Origin of the sequence: Nocardioides sp. (genome assembly GCF_030149505.1) — a bacterium.
Lineage (GTDB): Bacteria > Actinomycetota > Actinomycetes > Propionibacteriales > Nocardioidaceae > Nocardioides.
In genome coordinates this window covers 14,389-37,190 of sequence record NZ_JASBRN010000071.1, presented here as the reverse complement: position 1 = coordinate 37,190, position 22,802 = coordinate 14,389, and the positions used below count along the sequence as shown (strand labels likewise).

The following is a 22,802-nucleotide window of genomic DNA, read 5'->3' as shown; positions in this document are numbered from 1 at the left end:
TCAGGCCACCGCGTCGCGGACGGCCTGGATGATCTCCTCGGGCGAGCCCTGGACGACCTGGCCGTCGACCAGCACGGTCGGGGTGCCCTGCACGCCGGCCTCCTGGGCGGCCTGGGTGGCGGCGTCGACCCAGTCGCGCATGGTCTCCTCGAGGATGCCCTCGGAGACCTCCGACTCCTCGGCGCCCGCCTCGACCGCGAGGTCCAGCAGCGCCTGGTTGTCCGGGAAGGGGCCGGACTCCGACGGCTGGTTCTCGAAGAGCAGGTCGTGGAAGGTCTTGGCGACCTCGGGGCCGGACTCGGTCAGGACGACCGCGAAGGCGTTGACCGCCCGCGGGCTGTAGTCGCTGATCCGCTCCAGCAGGTTGAAGGGGCGGTACTCCACGAGCACCTCGCCGTCGGCGGCCAGCTCCTCGAAGGGCTCGCGGCTGGCCTCCTCGAGGTCGCCGCAGAACGGGCAGAGGAAGTCCTCGTACACGATCACGTCGACGGGGGCGTCGGGGTCGCCCATCGTCACGCCGTACTCGCTGCTGCCCGCGGGGGTGGCGGTGACGTCCGAGGAGCCGTCGGTGGCGCGGACGAAGAGGAACGCGGCTCCCACGATGAGCACCATCGCGACGACGACGAGCGTGACCGAGCGGATGGTGCGGCGACGCTCGGCGGCCTTCTGCGCCTCGCGGGCGGCCTGGGCGCGGGCCGCACGCTCCTCGGCTCGGGCGCGGGAGTTCTTCGACATGGCTCCGAGGGTAGGAGGTCGGGCTGAACCAGCGCTGAGAGGACCCCGCGTAGGGTGTCACCCCATGACCGACCGACTCGTGTGGATCGACTGCGAGATGACCGGGCTCGACCTCGGCGCCGACGCCCTGATCGAGGTCGCCGCACTGGTCACCGACTTCGACCTCAACGTGCTGGGCGAGGGCGTCGACGTGATCGTGCGCCCCCCGGCGGAGGCGCTGGAGCAGATGATCCCCTTCGTGCGGGAGATGCACGAGAAGTCGGGCCTGCTCGAGGAGCTCGAGGGCGGCCTCGACCTCGCCGAGGCCGAGCGCCAGGTCCTGGACTACGTCCGCCAGCACTGCCCCGACGGCAGCCGCCCCCCGCTGGCCGGCAACACCGTCGCCACCGACCGGGCGTTCCTCGCCCGGGACATGCGCGAGCTGGAGGGCTTCCTCCACTACCGGATCGTCGACGTCTCCTCGATCAAGGAGCTCTCCCGCCGGTGGTTCCCGCGGGCCTACTACGCCGCGCCCGAGAAGCGCGGCAACCACCGTGCGCTGGCCGACATCCAGGAGTCGATCGAGGAGCTGCGCTACTACCGGGAGGCGGTCTTCGTGGCCACCCCCGGCCCCGACACCGACACCTCGCGCGCGATCGCTGCCCGGCACGGTGGCGCGCTGACGGGCCTGGGCCAGACGGCCGCCGACGCAGAGGTGGCGTCGGATTCGGTGACTGCCCCCTAGTCCCCTACACTCGTCCCCGGTCCGGCCCTGCCGGCCCGTGGTGGGTGTAGCTCAGCTGGTAGAGCATCGCGTTGTGGTCGCGAGGGTCGCGGGTTCAAGCCCCGTCACTCACCCCATGTGCACGAGCCCCTGACCCGTGAGGGTCAGGGGCTCGATGTGTCCTGGAGCAGTCAGGCGGGGACCTGGCCGAAGGACCCGCGCTGGAAGTCCTGGTAGGCCTGGAGCACCTCGGCCTTGGTGTTCATCACGAACGGACCGGCCCACGCCAGGGGCTCGCGGATCGGCTGGCCGCCGACGACGATGACCTCCATCTTGGGCGAGCGTCCCTCCTGGGTGCGGTCCGCGGAGACGGTGAGGTAGTCACCGGCCCCCATCGCCGCGGTCTGCCCGGTGCGGATCGGCCGCTGCTCGGTGCCGACGGTGCCGCGGCCGGACAGGACGTAGACCAGCGCGTTGTGCTCGACGGTCCACGGCAGCTCCAGCTGCGCGCCGGGCTCGATGGTGGCGTGCACCAGCGTCATCGGGGTGTACGTCGAGCCGGGGCCCTCGTGACCGTCGACCGACCCGGCGATGACCCGCACGAGCGCGCCGGCGTCGGCGCTGGTCACCAGGGCCACCTCGCGCGAGCGGATGTCCTGGTACTTCGGCGCGTTCATCTTGGCCGAGCGCGGCAGGTTCACCCACAGCTGGATGCCGTGGAACAGGCCGCCGCTCATCACCAGCGACTCCGGCGGGGCCTCGATGTGCAGCAGGCCACTGCCGGCGGTCATCCACTGGGTGTCACCGTTGGTGATCGTGCCGCCACCGCCGTGGGAGTCCTGGTGGTCGAAGGTGCCGTCGATGATGTAGGTGACGGTCTCGAAGCCGCGGTGCGGGTGCCACGAGGTGCCCTTGGGCTCGCCCGGCGCGTACTCCACCTCGCCCATCTGGTCCATCATGATGAACGGGTCGAGGTGCTGCAGGTCGATGCCGGCGAAGGCGCGGCGCACCGGGAAGCCCTCGCCCTCGTAGCCCTGGGGGGCGGTGCTGAGCTGCCACACGGGGCGCGGCTGGTCGCCCAGCCCCGGCGCCTCCAGGCGCGGCAGGACGGTGAGGTCGTCGACGGTGATCGCAGGCATGGTGGGCACCTCTCGGGCAGGGGATCGTGCTGGTCCCAACGGTAGTTGAATGTTGGATATTCCGGCAGCGCTGGTTGCCCGCCGGGCCCCTCAGACCAGCGCGGGCAGCTCCACCCAGAACGTCGTGCCCTCCCCCTCCGCGCTCGCCACCCGGATGCTGCCGCCGTGCTGGAGCACCACCGCGTGGGCGATCGACAGTCCGAGTCCGCTGCCCGGGATCGCTTGGCGCTGGGCGTTGGAGGATCGGAAGAAGCGCGAGAACAGCAGCTCCTGCTCCGCGACCGGGATCCCGATGCCGGTGTCGCTGACCTGCAGGGTCGTCCCGTCGTCGCCGGTCGCCAGCCCCACGTCGACCCGACCCCCTCGGGGGGTGAACTTGACCGCGTTGGCCACGAGGTTGACCACGGCCCGCTCCAGCAGGTCCCGGTCGCCGAGGAACGGCACCGGGTCCTCGGGCAGGTCGACGGCGAGGCCCAACCCGCCGGTCTCGGCGGCGGGCGCCACCACCTCGCACACTGCGGTCACCACCTGGCGCAGGTCCACGACCCGGGGCGCCAGCTTCAGGCCGTCCTCCTGCAGGCGCGAGAGCGTGAGCAGGTCGTCGATCAGCGCGAGCAGCCGCTCGGCGTTGCGCGAGACCTTCGCCAGGGCGCCGTGCTGCGGGGCCTCGAGGTCACCGAACTCGCCGTCCAGCAGGAGCTCGAGGTAGCCGTGGATGCTGGTGATCGGGGTGCGGAGCTCGTGGCTGACCGACGACACGAACGCGTCCTTGACCGAGTCGACCTCCTGCATCCGCTGCAGCGCCGAGCGCAGCGCCTCCTCGGCCTCGACCCGGTCGGTGACGTCCTCGGAGGTGGAGAGGTAGCCGATGACCTCGCCCGCCTCGTCGGTGAGCCGGCTCAGCGTCATCGAGTGCGTGCGCGCGACCCCGTCGGCGCGGAGGAAGACCATGTCCACCCCGGCCATCGCGTGCTCGAGCATGTGGTCGGCCAAGGCCTGCAGGGTCGGCTCGACACCCAGCTCGGCAGCCTTGACGGCGATCGTCTCGCGGCTGTGGAAGATCAGGGTGCTCCTCCCCATGACCTCCTCCGCGGCGTAGCCGAGCATCCGCTCAGCACCGGGGTTGAACAGGGTGATGCGACTGTCACGGTCGGCGCCGATGATGGCGACCCCGGTGGTGCTGCTCACGATCCGGTCGAGGGTGTCGCGCTCGGCGCGGGCCACGCGCGCCGCCTCGATGCTCTCGCCCACGCGCAGGATGAGCGGCACGACGATGAGCGCGCACACCGCGGCGAACGCCGCCAGCAGCACCCCGCGCATGTCCCGCGGGAGGTCGTGCAGCACCGGCGCCGCCGCGAACGGCCCGTGCCCGTCGGTCGTCAGCAGCACGGCGAAGGCCAGCAGCAGCACCATCTGCGCCAGCGCCTCGCGAGCGCCGATGCGCAGGGCGCTCCAGGCCAGCAGCGGGATGAGCACGAACACCACCGACGGCAGGTCGCCGGGCCAGAAGACCAGCGGCGCGGCGACGGCGATGCTCGCCCACTGCAGCAGGTGCTCCCCGCGCCCTGCGATGTCGGAGTGCTGGGGCAGCTGCGCCCAGAGCGGTGTCAGCACCAGGTGCGAGGCCAGGTGGGCGGTGCCCAGCCCCAGCGCGACGTACGCCGGGTCGCCGTAGTCGGCCAGCCACGACGTGACGGCCCCGCCCGTGGCGCCCACGGCACCGGCGAGGAAGCACGTGCTCACCCAGCGGCGCAGGTCGCTGTCGTCAAGCAACCGCCAGGTGAGGCCGCGGCCGCGGGAGAGCAGCCACCAGACCAGCGCCACCTCGACGGTGATGGTGACGGCGTACCCCACCGCCACCTCGGGTGGGCGCCCGCCGAGGCCGACGCTGAGCAGGGCCAGCCCGAGCACGGGCGGCAGCAACCACGGCGCCACTCGCCGCGGGCTCCACAGCAGCGCGCCGGCAGCCGCGCCGACCGGCCAGATGCCGATGACCTTGCCGTCGTCGGGTGCCGCGGAGACCGCGAGGAAGCCCGTGACGGCGGTGACGAGCAGCAGCAGACCCGCGCGAGCCCGCCAGGAGTCCCGCCACGCGCGCAGGAGGCGCGCCGGGACCGACGGGTCCCCTGCCGGCCCCCCTCCCGGGCCGCGCGACCTGCTGAGCATCCGTGCTCCCTCTCCCTGCAGCGCCCACCGCGCACACCTATGACAGCACCTCGGGGCAACCGGCACCATCACCGACGCTCCCGCAGGTGCGGCGTGGCCGGTGTCGCCGGTCAGTGGCTAGGTTGGCGCGATGAGCAGCGGGAACCCAGCACGGAACCACTACGACGTCGTGGTCGTCGGCGGCGGTCACAACGGCTTGGTCGCGGCGGCCTACCTCGCCCGGGCCGGGGTCTCGACCCTGCTGCTCGAGCGGCTCGACCACACCGGTGGCGCAGCGATCTCCGCCCAGGCCTTCCGGGGCCACCCGGTCCGGCTCTCGCGCTACTCCTACCTCGTCTCGGTCATGCCCGACGCCCTCATGGCCGACCTGGACCTCGACGTCACGCTGGTCTCGCGCCGCACCGCCTCCCACACCCCGACCCTGCGCGACGGCGTGCCCTCGGGGCTGCACGTCGAGCGACACGAGGGTGCCCGCACGCGCGAGTCCTTCGCCGCGCTGACGGGCGGTGAGGAGGAGTACGCCGCGTGGCAGCGCTTCTACGCCGAGGTCGGGACGCTCACCCAGGCGCTGGCGCCGACGTTCCTGCAGCCGCTGCCCTCCGAGGCCGACCTGCGCGGCCAGGTGGACCCGGTCATCTGGCGCGACCTCGTCGAGCGTCCGCTGGGCGAGGCCGTGGAGCGGCGCTTCCATGACGACACCGTCCGGGGCGTGGTCGCGACCGACGCGTTGATCGGCACCTTCGCCTCGCTGCACGATCCGTCGCTCGTGCAGAACCGGTGCTTCCTCTACCACCTGGTCGGCAACGGCACCGGGGAGTGGCGGGTGCCCGTGGGCGGCATGGGTGCGGTGACCGACGGCCTGCTGCGCGCGGCGACCGCCGCCGGGGCCGAGGTCCTGACCGAGGCCGGCGTCTCGGCGATCACGCCGGGCGTCGACGGCGTGGAGGTGACCTGGCACGGCCCCGCCGGGAGCCGCTCGGTGACCGCCGGCCGGGTGCTCTCCGGCGTGGCCCCCTGGGTGCTGCGGATCCTGCTCGGTGAGGGCGAGCACCCCGAGAAGCCGGTCGGCGCGCAGCTGAAGATCAACCTGCTGCTGGAGCGCCTGCCCCGGCTCCGCTCGGGCGTGGACCCCACCGAGGCCTTCGCCGGCACCCTCCACCTCGGCGAGGACTACTCCGAGGTCGAGCGGGCCTACGCCGAGGCCGCGGCCGGCCTGGTGCCGACCACGATGCCGGGCGAGGTCTACTGCCACTCCCTGACCGACCCGTCGATCCTGGGCGACGCCCCCGCCGGCACGCACACGCTGACCTACTTCGGGCTGCACACGCCCTCCACGCTCTTCGACGACCCCGCGACCCGCGAGGAGCGCAAGGCCCTGGCCGTCGAGCGGGCGCTGGCCGAGCTGGACCGGCACCTGGTCGACCCGATCGCCTCCGTCGTGGCCACGGATGCCGACGGGCGGCCCTGCATCGAGGCGAAGATCCCCCAGGAGATCGAGGCCGACCTCGCCATGCCCGGCGGGCACATCTTCCACGGCGACCTCGAGTGGCCGTGGGCCCCGGCCCGCGCGCTGCTCGACTCACCGGCGGCCCGGTGGGGCGTGCAGACCGACCACGACCGCGTCCTGCTGTGCGGCTCGGGTGCGCGTCGCGGCGGCGCCGTCTCCGGGCTGGGCGGCCACAACGCCGCGCAGGCGGTGCTCGAGTCGATGTGACCACCGCCGCGGCCCCCGCGACCTCTGTCGATTTCTCGCCGAGGCCGCCCGCTGGTAACGTTCACGTCGCTTCACCGGGCGCCATTAGCTCAATTGGCAGAGCAGCTGACTCTTAATCAGCGGGTTCGGGGTTCGAGTCCCTGATGGCGTACCACCGCAGAGCCCCAGGTCGTCGACCTGGGGCTCTCGCCGTTCCCGGACCTGGTTCCGCGACCTGGTGCGACCGGTCCGGACCGCTGCGGCACGCAGGGCTGTTCCGACCCCGGGAGCGCCGCGGCTGTGCTGCACTGGTGCGTGGGAGCAGGCGCGCGCCCCACCGGGGTCGGGTGCCGAGGAGGTCGTGCGGTGGGAGCCGCACGGCCCAGGAGGGAGAGGTCCGTCATGGATCCGACGTTGTACGACCACCTCGGTGGTCGCGACGCCATCGAGCTCGCCGTGCGCGGGCTCTACGCCCGGCTGCTGGAGGACCCCGGGATCGCGCCGGTCTTCGACGGGGTGGACCTCCTGCGCCTGCGCAGCCACATGACCTCGTTCCTGTCCGCGGCCCTGGGCTCCGGCCTGGTCCACGTCGGCCGTGACCTGCACGAGGCCCACGCGGGACTGCACATCACCGACGCCATGTTCGACGCGACGGTCACGCACCTCGTCGACGTCCTGGAGTCCCTCGCGGTCGCCGACGAGCTCGTCACCCGGGTGCTCGCCACGATCGCGCCGCTGCGCCTGCAGGTCGTGCACGGCAGCGCGCTCGTCTGAGCCCCGACCCACGCTGGGGCACCGCGGACCGTGGGGGGTGGCCCACCGTCGTACGTCGCCGGGCAGACTGGCCGCGTGACGCTCGCACGCACCCTGGCCCGGCTCGCCCTCGGCTCCGCAATGGTCTTCGCGGGCACCGCGCACCTCACCTTCGCGCGCGCGGAGTTCCAGGCCCAGGTGCCGGACTGGTTCCCGGTCGACGAGGACCTGACCGTCCTCGGCTCCGGGGTGGTGGAGATCGGCCTGGGTGCCGCCCTCATCGCGGCCCCGCGGGCCCGACGCCCGGTGGTCGGCGGGCTGCTGGCGGCCTTCTTCGTGGCCATCTTCCCGGGCAACATCGCGCAGTACGTCGAGGGCACCGACGCCTTCGGCCTCGACACCGACACCAAGCGGCTCGTGCGGCTGTTCTTCCAACCGGTGCTCGTGGTCCTCGCGCTGTGGACGGGCGAGACGCTGCGCCGCCGGAGCTGAGCGGGCAACGGCCGCCGGCGGGCCCGAGGGCCGCTCAGCCGCGCCGGGGACGGACGGCCTGCGTGACCAGCCCGGTGGCGGCGTACAACGTGCGGAGGGTCTCGCCGTCCGGCGACTGCGCGGGAGCCCGGAACGAGCGGGCCTCGACGACCAGGCCGCCATCGGCGGTGGCGCCGAGGTAGGACAGGAAGCCGGCGTCGTCCCGGACCGGGGCCCAGCCCAGCGAGGCCAGCGACTGGCACGCGTGGTCCCAGGCCGCGACGTGCAGCGAGCTGCCGTCGAGCACGACGTCGTCCTCGGGCCGGGGGCAGACGACCAGGCCGTAACCGCTCGCGGGGTCGAGGTGCGCGGTGTGGAAGGAGTCCAGCGACATCGTGGGGAGCACGGCGGGCCTCACGCGACCTGGAAGAAGCCGGCGTCGCCCAGCAGGTCGGCGCACCGCGCGCACAGCCGGACGTCCTCGGCCCAGGGGTCCTCGGCGGAGCGGCCACGACGACCCTCGACGACCGCACGGACCGGCTCGACGTGGTGGGTGGAGCTGCACCAGCCGCGGACCTCGCGGGCGGCAGAGGCCGCCTGCGCGGGCTGGGAGCGCCGGGGCCCGGGGACGTCGCACACGTCGGCGACCGACGCGCTGCCGCGCAGGGTGCGGCCGTCGACGCGCGAGGCCAGGCCGTGGGCGACGAGAGCGTCGGCGACCTCGGCGGAGCGGACGGTGAAGTCGAAGCCACCGCGGGCCGAGCGGTGCGCGTGGGCGAGCACGGCGGCGTCGATCCAGGTGCCGCCGGCCCAGGCGCCGGACACCTCGACGGTGCGGGTGGCCATCGTGACCGTGGTGCTCATCGCGGGCCTCCCTCCAGGCGCTGGTGCGGTGTGCTCGGGACAACGAGCACCGCTCCGGGAGGTCACGCCACCGCGGCGGAGGGGTCCGGAGGTGGTACGGACCAGCTCGACCACCCGTCGGGCCAGCCCGCGCCCGCGGTCCTCCTGCACGAAGGGGCTGCCCACGAGCCGCGCGTGCGGCAGGACCTGCGCTGCGGGGACATGCGCGATCAGTCGGGCCGGGAGCGAACGGCGCGGCGTACGCCGCGCGCTCGGCCGGCGAGGGCCGGACGACGGCTCGGGAGCCGGTTTGCTCAAGGAAGCCTCAAGATTGCCGCACGACGGCTCAAGGTCTCCCCAAGTCCCTTCCCACGGGCGCGGGCCGCTGTCACGGTCCTCTCATGGTCCTTCGCAGCCTGCTCGCCACCACCGCCGTCGCCGGCGTCCTCGTCGGCGGCCTCGTGGCCGGTGCCACCGCGGCCGACGCGGCGCCGAGCGGCAGCAGCCAGGGCAACTGCCCCGACGCCCTTCCGGTCCCGGGCAGCTCCGACTCCCTGCTCGTCGACGCACCCGCCGGCCAGGTGATCACGGGGTACTGCGTGAAGTCCGCCGGGCTGAAGGGCACCACGGGCGCTCCGGAGACCGTCGTCCTCGCGACCCCCGTGAGCTCCCTGGTGCTGCGGCACACCGAGGGAGGCAACCTCACGCACTACACCCTCTTCACCGCGCCGGTCGCGACGGAGCCCGAGGAGCCCACCGACCCGGAGCAGCCGCCCGTCGGGCCGACCGACCCCGAGACCCCGGAGCAGCCGCCCGTCGGCCCCACCGACCCCGAGGAGCCGGTCGACCCGGAGACCCCCGAGGAGCCGGTCGAGGAGCCCGAGAGCACCCCGAACCCGCCGGTCACCACGCCGGGCGGCGGCTTCGACTGGGACTGGACCTACGAGACCCCGGGCTGTGACGGCCTGGTCGTGGCCTACCCGAGCAACATCCCCGCGGGCCAGTCCAACGACGTCAACATCCGCCTCATGACGGACCAGGGCGAGATCACCCTGAACTACCACCTGGACCAGGGCACCTGGTCGGGCACGACCGCCTTCGTCTACAGCCAGCACCGCCTGTGGCCGGCCAACGTGACGTCGTACGCCGTGGTCTGGACGCAGGTGGGCGGCACCAACTACCACTGGCAGGGCGCGGTCGAGTGCGCGCTCGGCGAGCCCTCGCCCACGACCGGCGCCCGCAACGGGTACGCCGTGGTCAAGCCCGGCACCGGCGGCACCGGCACCGTGCCCGGGGAGCCCGCCGCGGACCTCGTGGCCGGCTACCGGTCCGGCACCACCACGCTGGCCCGCGGCCAGCGGCTCGGCGCCGACACGATCGTCGTGACGGGCCTCGAGGGCCGCACCCTGGAGCTGCAGCGCCTGAGGAGGGGCGCCTGGAGCACCGTCGGCACCGTCGCCACCGCGGACGGCACCGCCACCGTGACCTACCCGAAGCAGGCCAAGCGCGGCAGCGTCGGCTACCGCCTCGTCGCCGGCGACTGGACCAGCGAGGTCCTCACCGTCCGGGTCCGGTGACCGATCTTCCCGCGCCCCGTGGGGGCGGCGCGGGAGCATGACGCACCTCTGGGGAGGGAGTGCGCCAGACCGCGCCCCGGGCGACCACCGTGTCGTCCGGGGCGCGGTGGTGCCTGCGGGGGTCGAGCCTGCCGACGGCGTACGTCGGCGTACGTCGGCGGGCGTCGGCGGCTAAAGGTAGAGGCCGGTGGCCTGGTCGCCGACCCGCTCGGCGGCGACGGCGTGGACGTCCCGCTCGCGCATGACGACGTAGAGCTCGCCGTGGACCTCGACCTCGGACTTGTCGTCGGGCTCGAAGAGGACCCGGTCGCCCGCCTGCACGGCCCTGGCGTGCGGGCCGACCGCGACGACGCGGGCCCAGGCCAGACGGCGTGCGCCCATGGCGGCGGTCGCGGGGATGACGATGCCGCCGGAGGAGCGACGCTCCCCCGCCTCCTTGTCGACCTCGACGAGCACGCGGTCGTGCAGCATCTTGATCGGGGTGCCGTCACCCACGGCGCAGCCCTAGCTCGTGATCTTGCGGACCAGCACGAACGCCACGACCACCCCGGCGACCGCACCCACGGTCTTGAGGATGTTGTCGGTGCGCGGCTGACCGGTCTGCACGTCGACGTAGTGCGCCTTGATCGTCCAGATCTCCCGTCCGACGATCGTCTTGGGGCTGGTGCGGTGCAGGAGCTGGTCGATGGTGCCCGCGAGGCGCTCGCGGGTCTCCTCGATCTCGCGCTCGAGGGCGCTGGGGTCCGGACTCACGCGCAGCAACCTACCAACCCCGACGCCCCTGCCCGGGTGGTGTCCTTGGCTAAGGTCACGCGCATGAGCGAGACCCCCCGCCTGAGCCCTGGCGACACCGCCCCCGACTTCACCCTCACGGATGACACCGGCGCCGACGTGAGCCTGTCCTCGCTGCGCGGCCGCAAGGTGATCGTCTACTTCTACCCGGCGGCGATGACCCCCGGCTGCACCAAGCAGGCCTGCGACTTCACCGACTCGCTGGAGTCGCTGCAGGCCGCCGGCTACGAGGTGCTCGGCATCTCCCCCGACAAGCCGGAGAAGCTGGGCAAGTTCCGCGAGAAGGAGTCGCTGGGCATCCGGCTGCTCTCCGACCCCGACCGCGAGGTCATGACGGCCTACGGCGCGTTCGGCGAGAAGAAGATGTACGGCAAGGTCGTCCAGGGCGTCATCCGTTCCACCTTCGTCGTCGACGAGGAGGGGGCGATCGAGGTCGCGCAGTACAACGTCAAGGCCACCGGCCACGTCGCCAAGCTGCGCAAGGACCTCGGGCTCGACGCCTGAGCGGACCCCGCGAGGGTCGGGCCCGGGCTAGCGTGGTCGGGTGCGCCGCACGCTGACCCGGCACCCGCACCCTCCGGTACGCCGGTGGGCGGCTGCCGCGCTGTCCGTGGCCGCCCTGGCGCTGGTGGCGGCCGGGTGCGGCGGCGACGGGACCGAGGCGCCCGCCGCGACCGGCTCCAGCAGCGCGCCCGAGGTCGTGCCCCACCCCGACCGCCTGGTCCTGCACCTCGACCAGAACCGCATCCTCCGCCTCGGCCGGACCATCACCGTGCAGGTCCTCGACGACGCCGAGGGCCCCGTCACCGTGGCCCGGGCCGAGGTCTCCTCGGACCGCTTCGACCCGGTGACCTGGACCGGCGAGGAGACCTTCGAGCAGCAGCTGCAGCTCGAGCTCGCGCTGCCGCCGACCCGGTGCGGCTCGGGGTCGGACGCCGACGTGACCCTCACCTACCGGATCGGCGGGGGGCCCTGGGTCCGCTCCACCTCCACCGCCACCGACCTCTACGGCTCCGTGGGGCAGCTGATGGACCGCGACTGCGCGGAACCGACGTTCACCGAGGCCGCCGAGCTGGAGCTCGGCCGGCACGAGGTCGTCGGGACCGGTCGTGGCTCGCGCTTCCTGCTGCCCGTGAGCATCCAGGCGACCGGCGAGCGACCGGAGGTCGCCTTCGCGGGGTTCGAGAGCACGGTGCTGTTCACCGTGGCCGGCACCTCGGGCCTCTTCCCCGACGTCGAGCCGGTGCCCCTGACCGCCGGCACGACGTTCGAGGAGGTCCTGGAGATCACCCCCAGCCGCTGCGACGCGCACGCGCTGGCCGAGGACAAGGTCGGGACACTGTTCCCGGTGCACCTCACAGCGCCGGGGCTGCCGGAGGACGCGTCCTTCCACCTGCCGATCTCCGACGAGGTGCGCGGGGACCTGCGGGCCTTCTTCGCGCCCCACTGCGGGATCTGACCCGCACCTGCCCCGCTGGCGTGAGGTCAGTCGGTCGCCAGCCGGGCGTGCAGGTGCTCGTCGTGGAACCGCCCGTCGGCGTACCGGTAGGACTCGCGCAGCGTGCCCTCGTGCAGGAAGCCGGCCTTGCGCGCGACCCCGCACGACGCCGGGTTCTCGACTGCGTGGAACAGGTGCAGCCGGCGCAGCACCAGCGCCCCGAAGCCGTACGCCGCTGCCGACCGCACCGCGCTCGCCGCGACGCCCCGGCCGCGGCCCCACGGGGCGACCCAGTAGCCGACCTCGGCGTCGCCCTGGTCCAGGTCGATCTTGAACAGCGACACCGCCCCGAGCACGTCGTCGGTGTGCTGGTCGGCCACCAGCCACGAGGCGTGCGTGCCGTCCCAGGCGTTGCGCCCTCGCGCCCACTCCTCGACCCCGGCCAGGGTGGTCGGGCCGGGGTTCCACAGCGCCGTCCGCCCGTCGCCGAACGCTTCCAGCACCCGGACGTGGTCGTCCTCGCGCACCTCGCGCAGCAGCACCCCGTCGCCGGGCACCCGCACCGGCGGCGCCGGCACGACGCCGTCAGCACTCATCGCCCGGCCTCCTTCCGGGGGCGGACGACCGCCCGCCCGGTCGGTCGGGTCTGCGACCATGCGGTGTGACCAGCCTCCCCGTCGTTCCTCGTCGCGTCGGCCTCGCCCTGGTGGCCCTGCTGCTGACCGCCGGCCTGCTGCCGGCGACGGCCGCACCCGCCTCGGCCGAGGAGGAGCTGCCGGTGCCGTACACGTTCCTCACCTCCGCGATCCTGGCGGGGACCCAGCTCGACGCGTCCCCGCCCGGCGCCAACGACTGGGACTGCCGCCCGACCCGGCGCAACCCGCGCCCGGTCGTCCTGGTGCACGGCCTGCTCGGCAACCGCAACACCAACTGGCAGACCATGTCGCCACTGCTGAAGAACAACGGCTACTGCGTCTTCGCCCTCACCTACGGCGTCTCCCCGTCGCAGCCCGTCGGCCTCGACCAGTTCGGCGGGCTGACCCGCATCCAGCGCAGCGCCCGCGAGCTGAAGCGGTTCGTCGCGCGGGTCCGCTCGGCGACGGGCGCCGAGCAGGTCGACATCGTGGGCCACTCCGAGGGCACGGTGGTCCCCAACTACTACGCCAAGTTCCTCGGTGGCGGGCAGCTCATCCGGCGCTACGTCGCGATCGCGCCGCTGTGGAGCGGCACGAACGCCGCCGGACTCGGCACCCTCAGCACCACGGCCCGGGCCTTCGGGCTCGGCGCCGTCGTCGAGGCAGTCTTCGCGCCGTTCTTCGCCTCCGGTCCGCAGCTGCTGGCCGGCTCGGACTTCTGGCGGAAGATGCGCCGCGGCGGTGGGCCGGCCGTCCCGGGCGTGGACTACACCAACATCGTCACGGAGTACGACCAGCTGGTGACGCCGTACACGTCGGGCATCGAGAAGGGCATGCGCAACCACGTGCTGCAGGAGATCTGTCCGGTCGACCTCTCCGAGCACTTCCAGGTCGTGGCCTCGCCGACCACCGCCCAGCTCATGCTCAACGCACTCGCGCCCCGGCGCGCGCAGCCCGTGGAGTGCCAGCCCGTCCTGCCGTACGTCGGCACGCCCGGCTGAACCGCGCCACCCCCGCGCCCGTCGGTCGCCCATGCCGCGACTCTAGGGCGAGCGACGCCGGGACGGCGGGCGCTGCCTAGACTCCCTCCGCGAGCCGGAGTGGTGGAACAGGCAGACACGCAGCACTTAGGATGCTGTGCCCACTGGGCGTGCGGGTTCAAGTCCCGCCTTCGGCACCCTTACGCGGACGTCAGTCCTGGTCCTCCTCGCGCAGCCGCGGGACCGACTGGAGCTCGGGGCGGATGGCGGTCTTGTCGGCGTAGAAGGCGCGCACCCGGTCCATGTCGGCGCGCACGTCGCCGGACAGCGGGAAGGTCGGCCCCCAGCCGACGGTCCGCGAGGGGCCGTCGACGAAGGCGAGGGTGACGGGCAGGCCGGTCTGCTGGGAGATCCGGTAGAAACCGGACTTCCAGTACTCCACCTTGCTACGCGTGCCCTCGGCCGCGATGCCGAGCAGGAAGGTGTCGTCGGTGGCCGAGTCCTCGATGAGCCGGCGGATGGTGGCGCCGGGGTTGGCGCGGTCCAGCGGCACCGCGCCGGTGCGCAGCAGCAGCCAACCCACCGGGCCCTTGAAGAACTCCTGCTTGACCAGCAGCCGGATCGTGACGCCGGAGTCCCACGCCAGCAGCATCGTGAGGACCCAGTCCCAGTTGGAGGTGTGCGGGGAGCCGACCAGGATCCCCTTGCGCGGGACCTCGCCGGTGGTGCGCCAGCGCGAGAGCCGCAGCAGCACCTGGGCGAGCAGCCAGCGAAGTCGGGCAGCGGGCCTCACGCGCGCTCCCCCGCCGCGCCCGACCCCGTGCCCGACCCCGTGCCCGCCACAGCGCCGAGCCGGGCCGCCAGGAGCGGGCCCAGCTCACGCAGGGCACGGCCCCGGTGGGAGATCGCGTCCTTGTCCTCGCGGGAGAGCTCCGCGGTGGTGAGGCCCGGCCGCTCGTCGGCGACGAAGAGCACGTCGTAGCCGAACCCGCCGTCGCCGCGCACCTCGCGGATCACCGAGCCCGGCATCTCGCCGGTCACGACGAGCTCGTCGTCGTCCGTGTCGCCGTGCACCAGCGCCACGGCACAGGTGAAGTACGCCGTGCGGCGCTCGTCGGGCACGTCCTCGAGCTGCTCGAGCAGCAGCCGGTTGTTGCGATCGTCGTCCTTGGGCCTGCCCGACCAGCGGGCCGACAGCACGCCCGGCATCCCGTTGAGCGCGTCGACGCAGAGCCCCGAGTCGTCGGCCACGGACGGCAGGCCGGTGGCCTTCCAGCCGGCGCGCGCCTTGAGCAGCGCGTTGCCGACGAAGTCGGGGGCGTCCTCGACCGGCTCGTCGTACGCCGGCACGTCGTCGAGCCCGACGACCTCGAGCCCGGGAGCGTGCTCGGCGAGGATGCGCTGCATCTCGGCGAGCTTCTTGGCGTTGCGCGAGGCCAGGAACACGCGGGGCTCAGCCACGCGCCAGCGCCTCCTGCTGGAGCCGGGTCAGGTCGGCGCAGCCCTTCTCGGCCAGCCCGAGCAGCGCGTCGAGCTCGGCGCGCGAGAACGCCGCGCCCTCGGCGGTGCCCTGCACCTCCACGAAGGAGCCGGTGCCGGTCATGACGACGTTCATGTCGGTCTCGGCGCGGACGTCCTCGACGTAGGGCAGGTCCAGGCGCGGGACGCCGTCGATGATGCCGACCGAGACCGCTGCGACCGAGCCGGTGAGGGTCTCGGTGCGGCCCAGCGAGGCGCAGGCGTCGGCCAGCGCGACGTAGGCGCCGGTGATGGCGGCGGTGCGGGTGCCGCCGTCGGCCTGGAGCACGTCGCAGTCGAGCTGGATGGTGTTCTCGCCCATCGCCTCGTAGTCGATGACGGCGCGCAGGGAGCGGCCGATGAGGCGGCTGATCTCGTGGGTGCGGCCACCGATGCGGCCCTTGACCGACTCGCGGTCGGAGCGGGTGTGGGTGGAGCCGGGGAGCATGGCGTACTCCGCGGTCACCCAGCCCAGGCCCGAGCCCTTGCGCCAGCGCGGCACGCCCTCGGAGGCGGAGGCGACGCACAGGACCTTGGTCTTCCCGAACTCCACCAGCACCGACCCGGCTGCGTGGTCGAGCCAGCCTCGGCTGATGGTGATGGGGCGGAGCTCGTCGTCGGCGCGGCCGTCCTCGCGCGGTGCAGCAGTCATGCTCGCGAGGCTATCCACCGACGACGACGCCGGCGACCGCGGGTGCGCGGCCGCCGGCGTCGTACGACGTCAGGCGCTCTCGGGACTCACTTCAGCTCGGCGCGCATGACCCGCATCGTACCGAGCACCAGCGGGAGCCCGACCCAGATCAGGACTGCCACGAGGAGACGGGCGACGGCGAGGGTGTCGATCCCGAGGTCGACGTCGAGACCGGAGAAGTCACCGTCGTCGCCGCCGAGCTGGAACGGCAGCAGCGCGATCCGCATGCTGAACCAGGGGATGACCGCCTGCCCCCAGTCGAAGGCGATCCACAGGACGTAGAGGATGCCCGGGGCGATCACCCCGCCCTCGAGGATCCAGACGTAGACGTAGTAGACGGCGACCGCAGCAGGACTGTTGAGCAGGAGCAGGCCGAACCCGAAGCCCATCAGCAGGTAGAGCACCTGCGTCAGCAGGGTCCAGCCGATGTCACCCGCCGTGGCGTTCCACTCTGCGCTCTCCCCGGCGAGCGAGGCACCGAGTGGGGTGCCGACGAGCCCGAGGAGCAGGGCGAAGAGGACCGTGAGCACGCCGAGCGCGATCACCGCGATCAGCTTCGCCAGCACGATGCGCAGCCGACTGGGCTCCAGCGCGAAGGTGACGACAGCCGTGCGCTGCCCCCACTCCTGGGTCACGATCGTGATGGCCAGGACGGGCACCAGCATCGAGACGGGGATCGAGAGGATGTTGATCCAGTCGCTGGCACTCGGCCGTCCGCTGTCGGTCAGCGCGACGACGAGCAGGACGAGGCCGAACAGCAGGGCCAACAACCCTGCCGTGACCGACAACAGCACGCGGCCGGCACGCGTGTCGGTCATCTTCCGCAGCTCGACGGTGACCAAGCGACCGAACGGCACCCGTGCGGTGCCACTGACATCGAGGGTCGGGGTGGTGGCGGCGCTCATGCGGAGGCTCCCTGGAACGGCGCGGCGTCGCGCTGGGTGTCGGCGGTGAGGGTGAGGAAGAGGTCCTCCAGCCCGGCGGAGCCGGAGCGGAGGTCGGTGAGGACGATGCCGGCCGACAGCGCGGCACGGCCCACGGTCGTGGTGTCGGTGTCGACCCGCAGGCCCTCGCCGGCCGGGGTGGCGGTGTGCCCGGCTGCGGAGAGGGCGGCGGCGAGCGCGGTGTTGTCGAGGGAGGTCACCAGCGTGCTGGCTGCGTCGCCCGAGAGCAGGGTCTTCTTGTCGCCCTGCGCCACGATCCGGCCGCGGCCGATGAGGATCATCTCGTCGGCGATCATCTCCACCTCGTGCAGCAGGTGGCTGGAGAGCAGCACGGTGCCGCCGCGGTCGGCGTACCCCTTCAGCAGGGTCCGCATCCAGCGGATGCCCGCCGGGTCGAGACCGTTGGCCGGCTCGTCGAGGATGAGCACCGACGGGTCTCCCAGCAGCGCGTGGGCGATGCCGAGGCGCTGCTTCATGCCGAGGGAGTAGTTCTTGAGCCGGCGCTTGGCCTCGTCGTCGGTGAGGGAGACCAGTGCGAGCATCTCGTCCACCCGCGAGGAGGGCAGACCCATCGTGCGGGCACCGAGGGCGAGGATCTCGCGTCCGGTCCGACCCGAGTGCTGGGCGGAGGCGTCGAGCAGGACGCCGACGTGGCGCCCGGGGTTGGGGATGTCGCGATAGAGGTGGCCGCCGATCCGGACCTGGCCGCGGCTGGCGGGGGTGAGCCCGACCATGATCCGCATGGTGGTGGTCTTCCCTGCGCCGTTGGGCCCGAGGAAGCCGGTCACCCGGCCCGGCTGGGCGACGAAGCTGACGTCGTCGACCGCGGTGTACCCACCGTAGGTCTTGGTGAGTCCTTCGACTGTGATCATGGCTCTCACCCTGCCGCGGCCCGCGGCGCGGCGCATCCGACGCGCGGAGCCGACCGCCCCCGACCTTGGTAGGGGGTGGGCGGCGACCCGGGGACCTCCCGACACCGTCGCGGGGCGCCTAGGGTCGTCTCGTGGACCCCTCCGAGCTCCGCGCCGACCCCGACGGCCTCCAGCCACCGCTGTCGCGCTGGGGACACGGCTGGCGGCTCGCGGTCATGCTCGGCCTCTCGGCCACGGTCTGGGTCCCGGTCGCGTCGTGGCAGTGGTCGGTCTCGCCGTGGTGGACCGGGGCGGACCTGGCGCTGGGCCTGGTCGCCTACGTGCTGGTCCACCTGCGCCGGCGCTCCCCCGTGGCCGTCGCCGTCACGGTGGCCGTGCTCGCGGCGTTCTCCGGCGCCTCGGCCGGTCCCGCCGTGCTCGCGCTGGTCTCGGTCGCCACGCGCCGGCGGTGGCGGGAGGTGGTGCCGCTGGGGCTGCTCAACCTCGCCACGGCCCAGCTCTGGACCTGGCTCACCCTCCCCACCACCGAGGACTCGCTGTGGGTCCTGCTGGTCGCGAACATCGTGGCGGTCGGGGCGATGATCGGGTGGGGTCTCTACCTCGGCTCCCGGCGCGAGCTGGTGTGGACGCTGCGCCAGCGCGCCGAGCGCGCCGAGGCCGAGCAGGAGCTGCGGGTCGCGCAGTCGCGCACCAACGAGCGGGCCCGCATCGCCCGCGAGATGCACGACGTCCTGGGCCACCGGATCTCCCAGATCTCGATGCAGGCAGGCGCCCTGGGGTACCGCTCCGACCTCGACCTGGAGCAGATGCGCGCCGGCACGGCCGTGATCCAGCAGCAGGCGCACGAGGCGCTGCGTGAGCTCCGCGTGGTCCTCGGAGTGCTGCGCGACGCCGACGGGGCCGTGCTCGACGCGCCGCAGCCGACGTACGCCGACGTGGCGGACCTGGTCGAGGGGGCGCGCAGCGCCGGGCAGCGGGTCGAGCTCGTCGACGCCCTCGGTCCCGACCGGACCCCGCCGGACCTGGTCGGGCGCACGGTGTACCGGATCGTGCAGGAGGGGCTCACCAACGCAGGTCGTCACGCCCCGGGCGCGCTGCTGACGGTCAGCCTGAGCGGGTCCCCGGAGGAGGGGCTGAGCGTGGAGCTGCGCAACCCCGTGGGCTTCGGCTCCGCACTCATGCCCGGCGCGGGCCTGGGCCTGGTCGGGCTCACCGAGCGCGCCGAGCTCGGCGGCGGGCGTCTGGAGCACGAGCGGAGCGACGGGTGCTTCGTGGTGCGTGGCTGGCTGCCGTGGGCGTCGTGACCACCCGCGTGCTGGTCGTCGACGACGACCCCCTGGTCCGCTCGGCCCTGACCCTCATGCTCGGTGGCGCCAGTGACCTGGACGTGGTCGGCGAGGCCGGTGACGGGCGCCAGGGCGTGGAGCTGGCGCTCTCGCTGCGGCCCGACGTCGTGCTGATGGACGTGCGGATGCCGGTGCTCAACGGCCTCGAGGCCACCCGTGAGCTGCACGCGCGGCCCGATCCGCCGCGCGTCGTGGTGCTGACCACCTTCGACGCCGACGAGCACGTACTGGGCGCGCTCGCCGCCGGCGCCGACGGGTTCCTGCTCAAGGACACCCCGCCGGAGGAGATCGTCGCCGCGGTCCGCGCCGTGGCCGCCGGCGACCCGATGCTCTCGGCCACGGCCACCCGCACCCTCATCGACCGGCTCCGCCGCCAGGACCCGGACGACCGGCAGGCCGCGGCGCGCGCCAGGCTGGCCGAGCTCACCGACCGCGAGCAGGAGGTGGCGCTGGCGGTCGGGCGCGGACTGTCCAACGCTGAGGTCGCCCGCTCACTGCACCTGTCGATCCCGACCGTGAAGGCGCACGTGTCGCGGGTCTTCGAGAAGCTCGGCGCGACCAACCGCGTGCAGGTCGCCATCTGCGTCCACGACGCCGGGCTCGTCTAGGGTCCGGGCGCCTGGTGGCCGGCCGACCGCGCGGTCCGATCGAGGTCAGACCTCGTGGACCGAGCCGGCGACCGCGAGCTCCATCGGCCCGTCGTACGTCGTGCGCGCCTCGGCCAGGACGACCTCGGGGTCGTGCCAGGGCGGGACGTGGGTGAGCAGCACCCTGGCCGCCCCACCGCGGGCGGCGGCCTCGGCGGCCTCCGCACCGGTGAGGTGGAGCGAGGGCGGGTTGTCGGCGGAGCCCAGGAAGGAGGCCTCGACCAGGAAGAGGTCGGCCCCGTCGGCGATCCGGTCCAGGCCCTCGCAGGGGCCGGTGTCGCCGCTGTAGGCCAGCACCCGGTCACCGGCGGCGACCCGGAAGCCGTACGCCTCCACGGGGTGGTCGACCGCAACCGGCTGCACGCTGAAGGGTCCGAGCTGCACCGGCGGCGCGTCGGGGCGGTGGCGGTGGAAGACGAACTCCTCGCGCATCCCCGGCTTCTTCGGCAGGTCGTAGGCGCGGGCCAGGCGGCGCGACGTGCGGCGCGGGCCCCAGACCGGCAGCGGCACCTGCTCGCCGTCGGGGTGGTACTTGCGCAGGACGTAGTAGCTGGTCATGTCGATGCAGTGGTCGGCGTGCAGGTGGGAGAGGAAGACCGCGTCGACGGCCAGCGGGTCGACGTAGCGGTGCAGCTGACCCAGCGCTCCGTTGCCGAGGTCGAGCAGGATGCTCCACGTGCGGCCCTCGTGCTCGGCCTGCACGAGGTAGCAGGACGCGGGCGACTCCGGCCCCGGGTAGGAGCCGCTGCACCCGACGACGGTCAGCCGCATGCTCATGGCCGACCTCCGGCCACCAGCCCGCCGGCGAACTGCCCGGCCGCGACCATCTCCGGCCCCAGGAAGCGGCGCCCGATGGCCTCGAACTCCCCCGGCGCCCCGGTCGTCAGGAAGTGGTACGACGGCTCGCCGGACTCCCGCATGAGGTCGGTCGCGGTGAGCATCTTGTAGACGTCCTTGGCGCACTCCTCGGCCGAGGAGACCAGCGTGACCCCGTCGCCCATCACGTAGGAGATGACGCCGGTCAGCAGCGGGTAGTGCGTGCAGCCGAGCACGAGGGTGTCCACCCCGGCCTCGACCAACGGGTCGAGGTACTCGTGGGCGACCTCGAGCAGCTCGGAACCACCGGTCACCCCGGCCTCGACGAACTCCACGAAGCGCGGGCACACCTGGGTGTGCAGCTCCAGGTGCGGGGCCGCGGCGAAGGCGTCGTCGTAGGCCATCGACTCCGCGGTCGCGCGGGTGCAGATCACCCCGATCCGGCCGTTGCGGGTGGCCTGCACGGCGCGACGGGTCGCCGGGAAGATCACCTCGACCACCGGCACGTCGTAGCGCTCGCGTGCGTCGCGCAGCATGGCCGCCGAGGCGGAGTTGCAGGCGATGACCAGCGCCTTGACGCCCTCCTCGACCAGGTGGTCCAGGCACTCCAGGGCGTACTCGCGCACCTCCCCGATCGGCTTGGGGCCGTAGGGCTGACGGGCGGTGTCGCCGACGTAGACGACCGACTCGTGGGGCAGCTGGTCGATCACCGAGCGGGCGACGGTCAGGCCTCCGAAGCCGGAGTCGAAGATGCCGAGCGGGGCGTCCTTCGTCTGCGGGAGCGTCACGGAACACCACCCTAGACCCGCCGGGCGGAGGTACGGTCCGGACGTGCTGCGTGCCACGCGCCGCACTCGCCCCCGGGCGCGTGCGGCCCTCCTCACGGTCCCCGCCCTGGTGCTGGTCGTCCCCGCGGCGTGCAGCGCGGGCGCTCCCCCCGGCGCTCCCCCCGGACCGGCCGCCGTGATCGCGACCGCCTCGAGCCCGACCCCCTCGAGCACCACCGGAGCCATGCCACGCGAGGTCGAGCAGCTCGACACCGAGCGCCGGGTGCTGGTCGTGACCGTCGACGGCCTGCGCTCCTCGGTGCTGCGCGAGCTCGGTCCCGAGGAGCTGCCGGTCCTGACCCGCCTCCGCGAGGAGGGGGCCAGCACGCTGGAGGCCCGCACCGTCGTCGAGCAGACCGAGACCCTGCCCAACCACACCAGCATGCTCACCGGCCGGCGGATCGACGCCGGGCTCGGCGGGCACGGCGTCACCTGGAACACCGACGAGCCCGGCACCACGGTCCAGGAGGCGGCCGGCGAGCCCGTGGGGTCACTCTTCAGCCGCGTGCACGCCGCCGGCGGCGGCACCGCCCTGTTCACGGGCAAGTCGAAGTTCTCGCTCTTCCAGCGCTCCTGGCCCGAGGGGCTGGACCGCTACACCCTCCGTGAGGACGGCGCTCGACTGGTCGCGCTGGCCCGGCGGGACCTGCGCCGCGAGGCGCGGACCGTGACCTTCCTCCACCTCGCCGCCCCCGACGTCGCGGGGCACGCGCACGGCTGGGGCTCGCAGGAGTACGCCGACGCCGTACGTGCCGTGGACGGGTGGCTGGGCGAGGTGCTCGACACCGTCGCGAGCCGCCCGGTCCTCAGGGAGCACCTGACCCTCGTGCTCACCGCCGACCACGGCGGCTCGGGGCTCGGCCACGCCGACCCCACGCGGCGCGAGGACTACCGGATCCCCTTCCTGGCCTGGGGCGACGGTGTCGCTGCCGACACCGACCTCTACGTGCTGAACGAGGACTACCGCGACCCGGGCGAGCGGCGGCCGGGGTACGCCGCGCAGCGACAGCCCGTGCGCAACGCCGACGTCGCCAACCTCGCCCTGGACCTGCTCGGTCTCGGACCGATCCCCGGCTCCACGGTCGGCACGGCACAGGAGCTGGACCTGGAGCCGCCCCCCGCGTGACTGCGTCCCGGTCGCCAGCCGTGACCCAGTCTTTACCGTTCCCGGCCACCGATCGGCTGCGGCCCGGCAGGGCGAGGAGCACAGTGGGAC

General features: G+C 73.4%; 26 protein-coding genes and 3 tRNA genes. 14 read left to right on the top strand and 15 right to left on the bottom strand.

The window, feature by feature from the left end:
* The gene (locus Q1V71_RS15505; protein WP_300644912.1) at positions 1-735 is read right to left on the bottom strand and encodes a thioredoxin domain-containing protein; all 735 of its coding nucleotides are present in this window, start codon (positions 733-735) and stop codon (positions 1-3) included.
* Between the two features lie 64 nt (positions 736-799).
* On the opposite strand from Q1V71_RS15505, the gene orn reads away from it, so the two are divergent.
* Together orn and Q1V71_RS15495 are read left to right on the top strand one after the other, a co-directional pair.
* Positions 800-1,459: an oligoribonuclease gene (gene orn / locus Q1V71_RS15500; protein WP_300644911.1), complete on the top strand. Its 660-nt coding sequence runs from the start codon at positions 800-802 to the stop codon at positions 1,457-1,459.
* 40 nt (positions 1,460-1,499) lie between these two features.
* A tRNA-His gene (locus tag Q1V71_RS15495) sits at positions 1,500-1,575 on the top strand.
* Between the two features lie 54 nt (positions 1,576-1,629).
* On the opposite strand, the gene Q1V71_RS15490 is transcribed toward Q1V71_RS15495, so the two are convergent.
* A complete protein-coding gene (locus Q1V71_RS15490) occupies positions 1,630-2,577 on the bottom strand; it encodes a pirin family protein (protein WP_300644909.1) in 948 nt (315 codons plus the stop codon).
* Positions 2,578-2,667: 90 nt separating this feature from the next.
* Positions 2,668-4,743, bottom strand: coding sequence for an ATP-binding protein (locus Q1V71_RS15485; protein WP_300644906.1), 2,076 nt, complete (start codon positions 4,741-4,743; stop codon positions 2,668-2,670).
* A gap of 130 nt (positions 4,744-4,873) precedes the next feature.
* On the opposite strand from Q1V71_RS15485, the gene Q1V71_RS15480 reads away from it, so the two are divergent.
* The 4 genes from Q1V71_RS15480 (at position 4,874) to Q1V71_RS15465 (ending at position 7,681) form a co-directional block, all read left to right on the top strand.
* Positions 4,874-6,457: an NAD(P)/FAD-dependent oxidoreductase gene (locus Q1V71_RS15480; protein ID WP_300644904.1), complete on the top strand. Its 1,584-nt coding sequence runs from the start codon at positions 4,874-4,876 to the stop codon at positions 6,455-6,457.
* Between the two features lie 78 nt (positions 6,458-6,535).
* Positions 6,536-6,611: transfer RNA gene (locus Q1V71_RS15475), tRNA-Lys, on the top strand.
* A 227-nt stretch (positions 6,612-6,838) separates the two neighbouring features.
* Entirely contained in the window at positions 6,839-7,210 is a 372-nt protein-coding gene (locus Q1V71_RS15470) for a group 1 truncated hemoglobin (RefSeq protein WP_300644902.1), read from the top strand.
* Between the two features lie 120 nt (positions 7,211-7,330).
* Complete coding sequence (locus Q1V71_RS15465) at positions 7,331-7,681, top strand: hypothetical protein (protein ID WP_300644988.1); 351 nt, start codon at positions 7,331-7,333, stop codon at positions 7,679-7,681.
* A gap of 34 nt (positions 7,682-7,715) precedes the next feature.
* Here Q1V71_RS15465 and Q1V71_RS15460 read toward each other — a convergent pair whose 3' ends face one another.
* Positions 7,716-8,078: a hypothetical protein gene (locus Q1V71_RS15460; protein ID WP_300644900.1), complete on the bottom strand. Its 363-nt coding sequence runs from the start codon at positions 8,076-8,078 to the stop codon at positions 7,716-7,718.
* Complete coding sequence (locus Q1V71_RS15455) at positions 8,075-8,524, bottom strand: hypothetical protein (protein ID WP_300644898.1); 450 nt, start codon at positions 8,522-8,524, stop codon at positions 8,075-8,077. Before Q1V71_RS15455 ends, Q1V71_RS15460 begins: the two co-directional genes overlap by 4 nt.
* A gap of 380 nt (positions 8,525-8,904) precedes the next feature.
* On the opposite strand from Q1V71_RS15455, the gene Q1V71_RS15450 reads away from it, so the two are divergent.
* Complete coding sequence (locus tag Q1V71_RS15450) at positions 8,905-10,080, top strand: hypothetical protein (protein WP_300644897.1); 1,176 nt, start codon at positions 8,905-8,907, stop codon at positions 10,078-10,080.
* 171 nt (positions 10,081-10,251) lie between these two features.
* Here the strand turns inward: Q1V71_RS15450 and Q1V71_RS15445 are convergent, their stop codons facing one another.
* Both Q1V71_RS15445 and Q1V71_RS15440 read right to left on the bottom strand, forming a co-directional pair.
* A complete protein-coding gene (locus tag Q1V71_RS15445; protein WP_300644986.1) occupies positions 10,252-10,551 on the bottom strand; it encodes a co-chaperone GroES in 300 nt (99 codons plus the stop codon).
* A 33-nt stretch (positions 10,552-10,584) separates the two neighbouring features.
* Positions 10,585-10,833, bottom strand: a complete 249-nt coding sequence (locus Q1V71_RS15440) for a DUF3618 domain-containing protein (RefSeq protein ID WP_300644895.1) — start codon at positions 10,831-10,833, stop codon at positions 10,585-10,587.
* 63 nt (positions 10,834-10,896) lie between these two features.
* On the opposite strand from Q1V71_RS15440, the gene bcp reads away from it, so the two are divergent.
* Entirely contained in the window at positions 10,897-11,376 is a 480-nt protein-coding gene (gene bcp / locus Q1V71_RS15435) for a thioredoxin-dependent thiol peroxidase (protein ID WP_300644893.1), read from the top strand.
* A gap of 40 nt (positions 11,377-11,416) precedes the next feature.
* Positions 11,417-12,331, top strand: coding sequence for a hypothetical protein (locus tag Q1V71_RS15430; RefSeq protein ID WP_300644891.1), 915 nt, complete (start codon positions 11,417-11,419; stop codon positions 12,329-12,331).
* Positions 12,332-12,357: 26 nt separating this feature from the next.
* Here the strand turns inward: Q1V71_RS15430 and Q1V71_RS15425 are convergent, their stop codons facing one another.
* Positions 12,358-12,906, bottom strand: a complete 549-nt coding sequence (locus Q1V71_RS15425) for a GNAT family protein (protein WP_300644890.1) — start codon at positions 12,904-12,906, stop codon at positions 12,358-12,360.
* Positions 12,907-12,971: 65 nt separating this feature from the next.
* On the opposite strand from Q1V71_RS15425, the gene Q1V71_RS15420 reads away from it, so the two are divergent.
* Positions 12,972-13,946, top strand: coding sequence for an alpha/beta fold hydrolase (locus Q1V71_RS15420; protein WP_300644888.1), 975 nt, complete (start codon positions 12,972-12,974; stop codon positions 13,944-13,946).
* A 93-nt stretch (positions 13,947-14,039) separates the two neighbouring features.
* A tRNA-Leu gene (locus Q1V71_RS15415) sits at positions 14,040-14,122 on the top strand.
* A 14-nt stretch (positions 14,123-14,136) separates the two neighbouring features.
* Here the strand turns inward: Q1V71_RS15415 and Q1V71_RS15410 are convergent.
* The 5 genes from Q1V71_RS15410 to Q1V71_RS15390 all read right to left on the bottom strand — a co-directional run bounded on the left by Q1V71_RS15410 (position 14,137) and on the right by Q1V71_RS15390 (position 17,950).
* Positions 14,137-14,718 (bottom strand): 1-acyl-sn-glycerol-3-phosphate acyltransferase, encoded by a 582-nt coding sequence (locus Q1V71_RS15410; RefSeq protein ID WP_300644887.1) that lies wholly within the window; start codon positions 14,716-14,718, stop codon positions 14,137-14,139.
* Complete coding sequence (rdgB, locus tag Q1V71_RS15405) at positions 14,715-15,386, bottom strand: RdgB/HAM1 family non-canonical purine NTP pyrophosphatase (RefSeq protein ID WP_300644885.1); 672 nt, start codon at positions 15,384-15,386, stop codon at positions 14,715-14,717. The genes Q1V71_RS15410 and rdgB overlap by 4 nt, the downstream gene beginning before the upstream one ends.
* A complete protein-coding gene (gene rph / locus Q1V71_RS15400; RefSeq protein WP_300644884.1) occupies positions 15,379-16,095 on the bottom strand; it encodes a ribonuclease PH in 717 nt (238 codons plus the stop codon). The genes rdgB and rph overlap by 8 nt, the downstream gene beginning before the upstream one ends.
* A gap of 86 nt (positions 16,096-16,181) precedes the next feature.
* Positions 16,182-17,039: a hypothetical protein gene (locus Q1V71_RS15395; RefSeq protein WP_300644883.1), complete on the bottom strand. Its 858-nt coding sequence runs from the start codon at positions 17,037-17,039 to the stop codon at positions 16,182-16,184.
* Positions 17,036-17,950 (bottom strand): ABC transporter ATP-binding protein, encoded by a 915-nt coding sequence (locus Q1V71_RS15390; protein WP_300644881.1) that lies wholly within the window; start codon positions 17,948-17,950, stop codon positions 17,036-17,038. Before Q1V71_RS15390 ends, Q1V71_RS15395 begins: the two co-directional genes overlap by 4 nt.
* Positions 17,951-18,081: 131 nt before the next feature.
* Here Q1V71_RS15390 and Q1V71_RS15385 point away from each other — a divergent pair, with 131 nt between their 5' ends.
* Positions 18,082-19,254 (top strand): histidine kinase, encoded by a 1,173-nt coding sequence (locus tag Q1V71_RS15385; protein WP_300644880.1) that lies wholly within the window; start codon positions 18,082-18,084, stop codon positions 19,252-19,254.
* Complete coding sequence (locus Q1V71_RS15380; protein ID WP_300644878.1) at positions 19,242-19,904, top strand: response regulator transcription factor; 663 nt, start codon at positions 19,242-19,244, stop codon at positions 19,902-19,904. The genes Q1V71_RS15385 and Q1V71_RS15380 overlap by 13 nt, the downstream gene beginning before the upstream one ends.
* Before the next feature lie 45 nt (positions 19,905-19,949).
* Here the strand turns inward: Q1V71_RS15380 and Q1V71_RS15375 are convergent, their stop codons facing one another.
* The gene (locus Q1V71_RS15375) at positions 19,950-20,720 is read right to left on the bottom strand and encodes an MBL fold metallo-hydrolase (RefSeq protein ID WP_300644876.1); all 771 of its coding nucleotides are present in this window, start codon (positions 20,718-20,720) and stop codon (positions 19,950-19,952) included.
* Positions 20,717-21,547: a glutamate racemase gene (gene murI / locus Q1V71_RS15370; protein WP_300644875.1), complete on the bottom strand. Its 831-nt coding sequence runs from the start codon at positions 21,545-21,547 to the stop codon at positions 20,717-20,719. The genes Q1V71_RS15375 and murI overlap by 4 nt, the downstream gene beginning before the upstream one ends.
* 43 nt (positions 21,548-21,590) lie before the next feature.
* On the opposite strand from murI, the gene Q1V71_RS15365 reads away from it, so the two are divergent.
* Complete coding sequence (locus Q1V71_RS15365; RefSeq protein WP_300644874.1) at positions 21,591-22,712, top strand: alkaline phosphatase family protein; 1,122 nt, start codon at positions 21,591-21,593, stop codon at positions 22,710-22,712.
* The last annotated feature ends 90 nt before the right edge of the window (positions 22,713-22,802 follow it).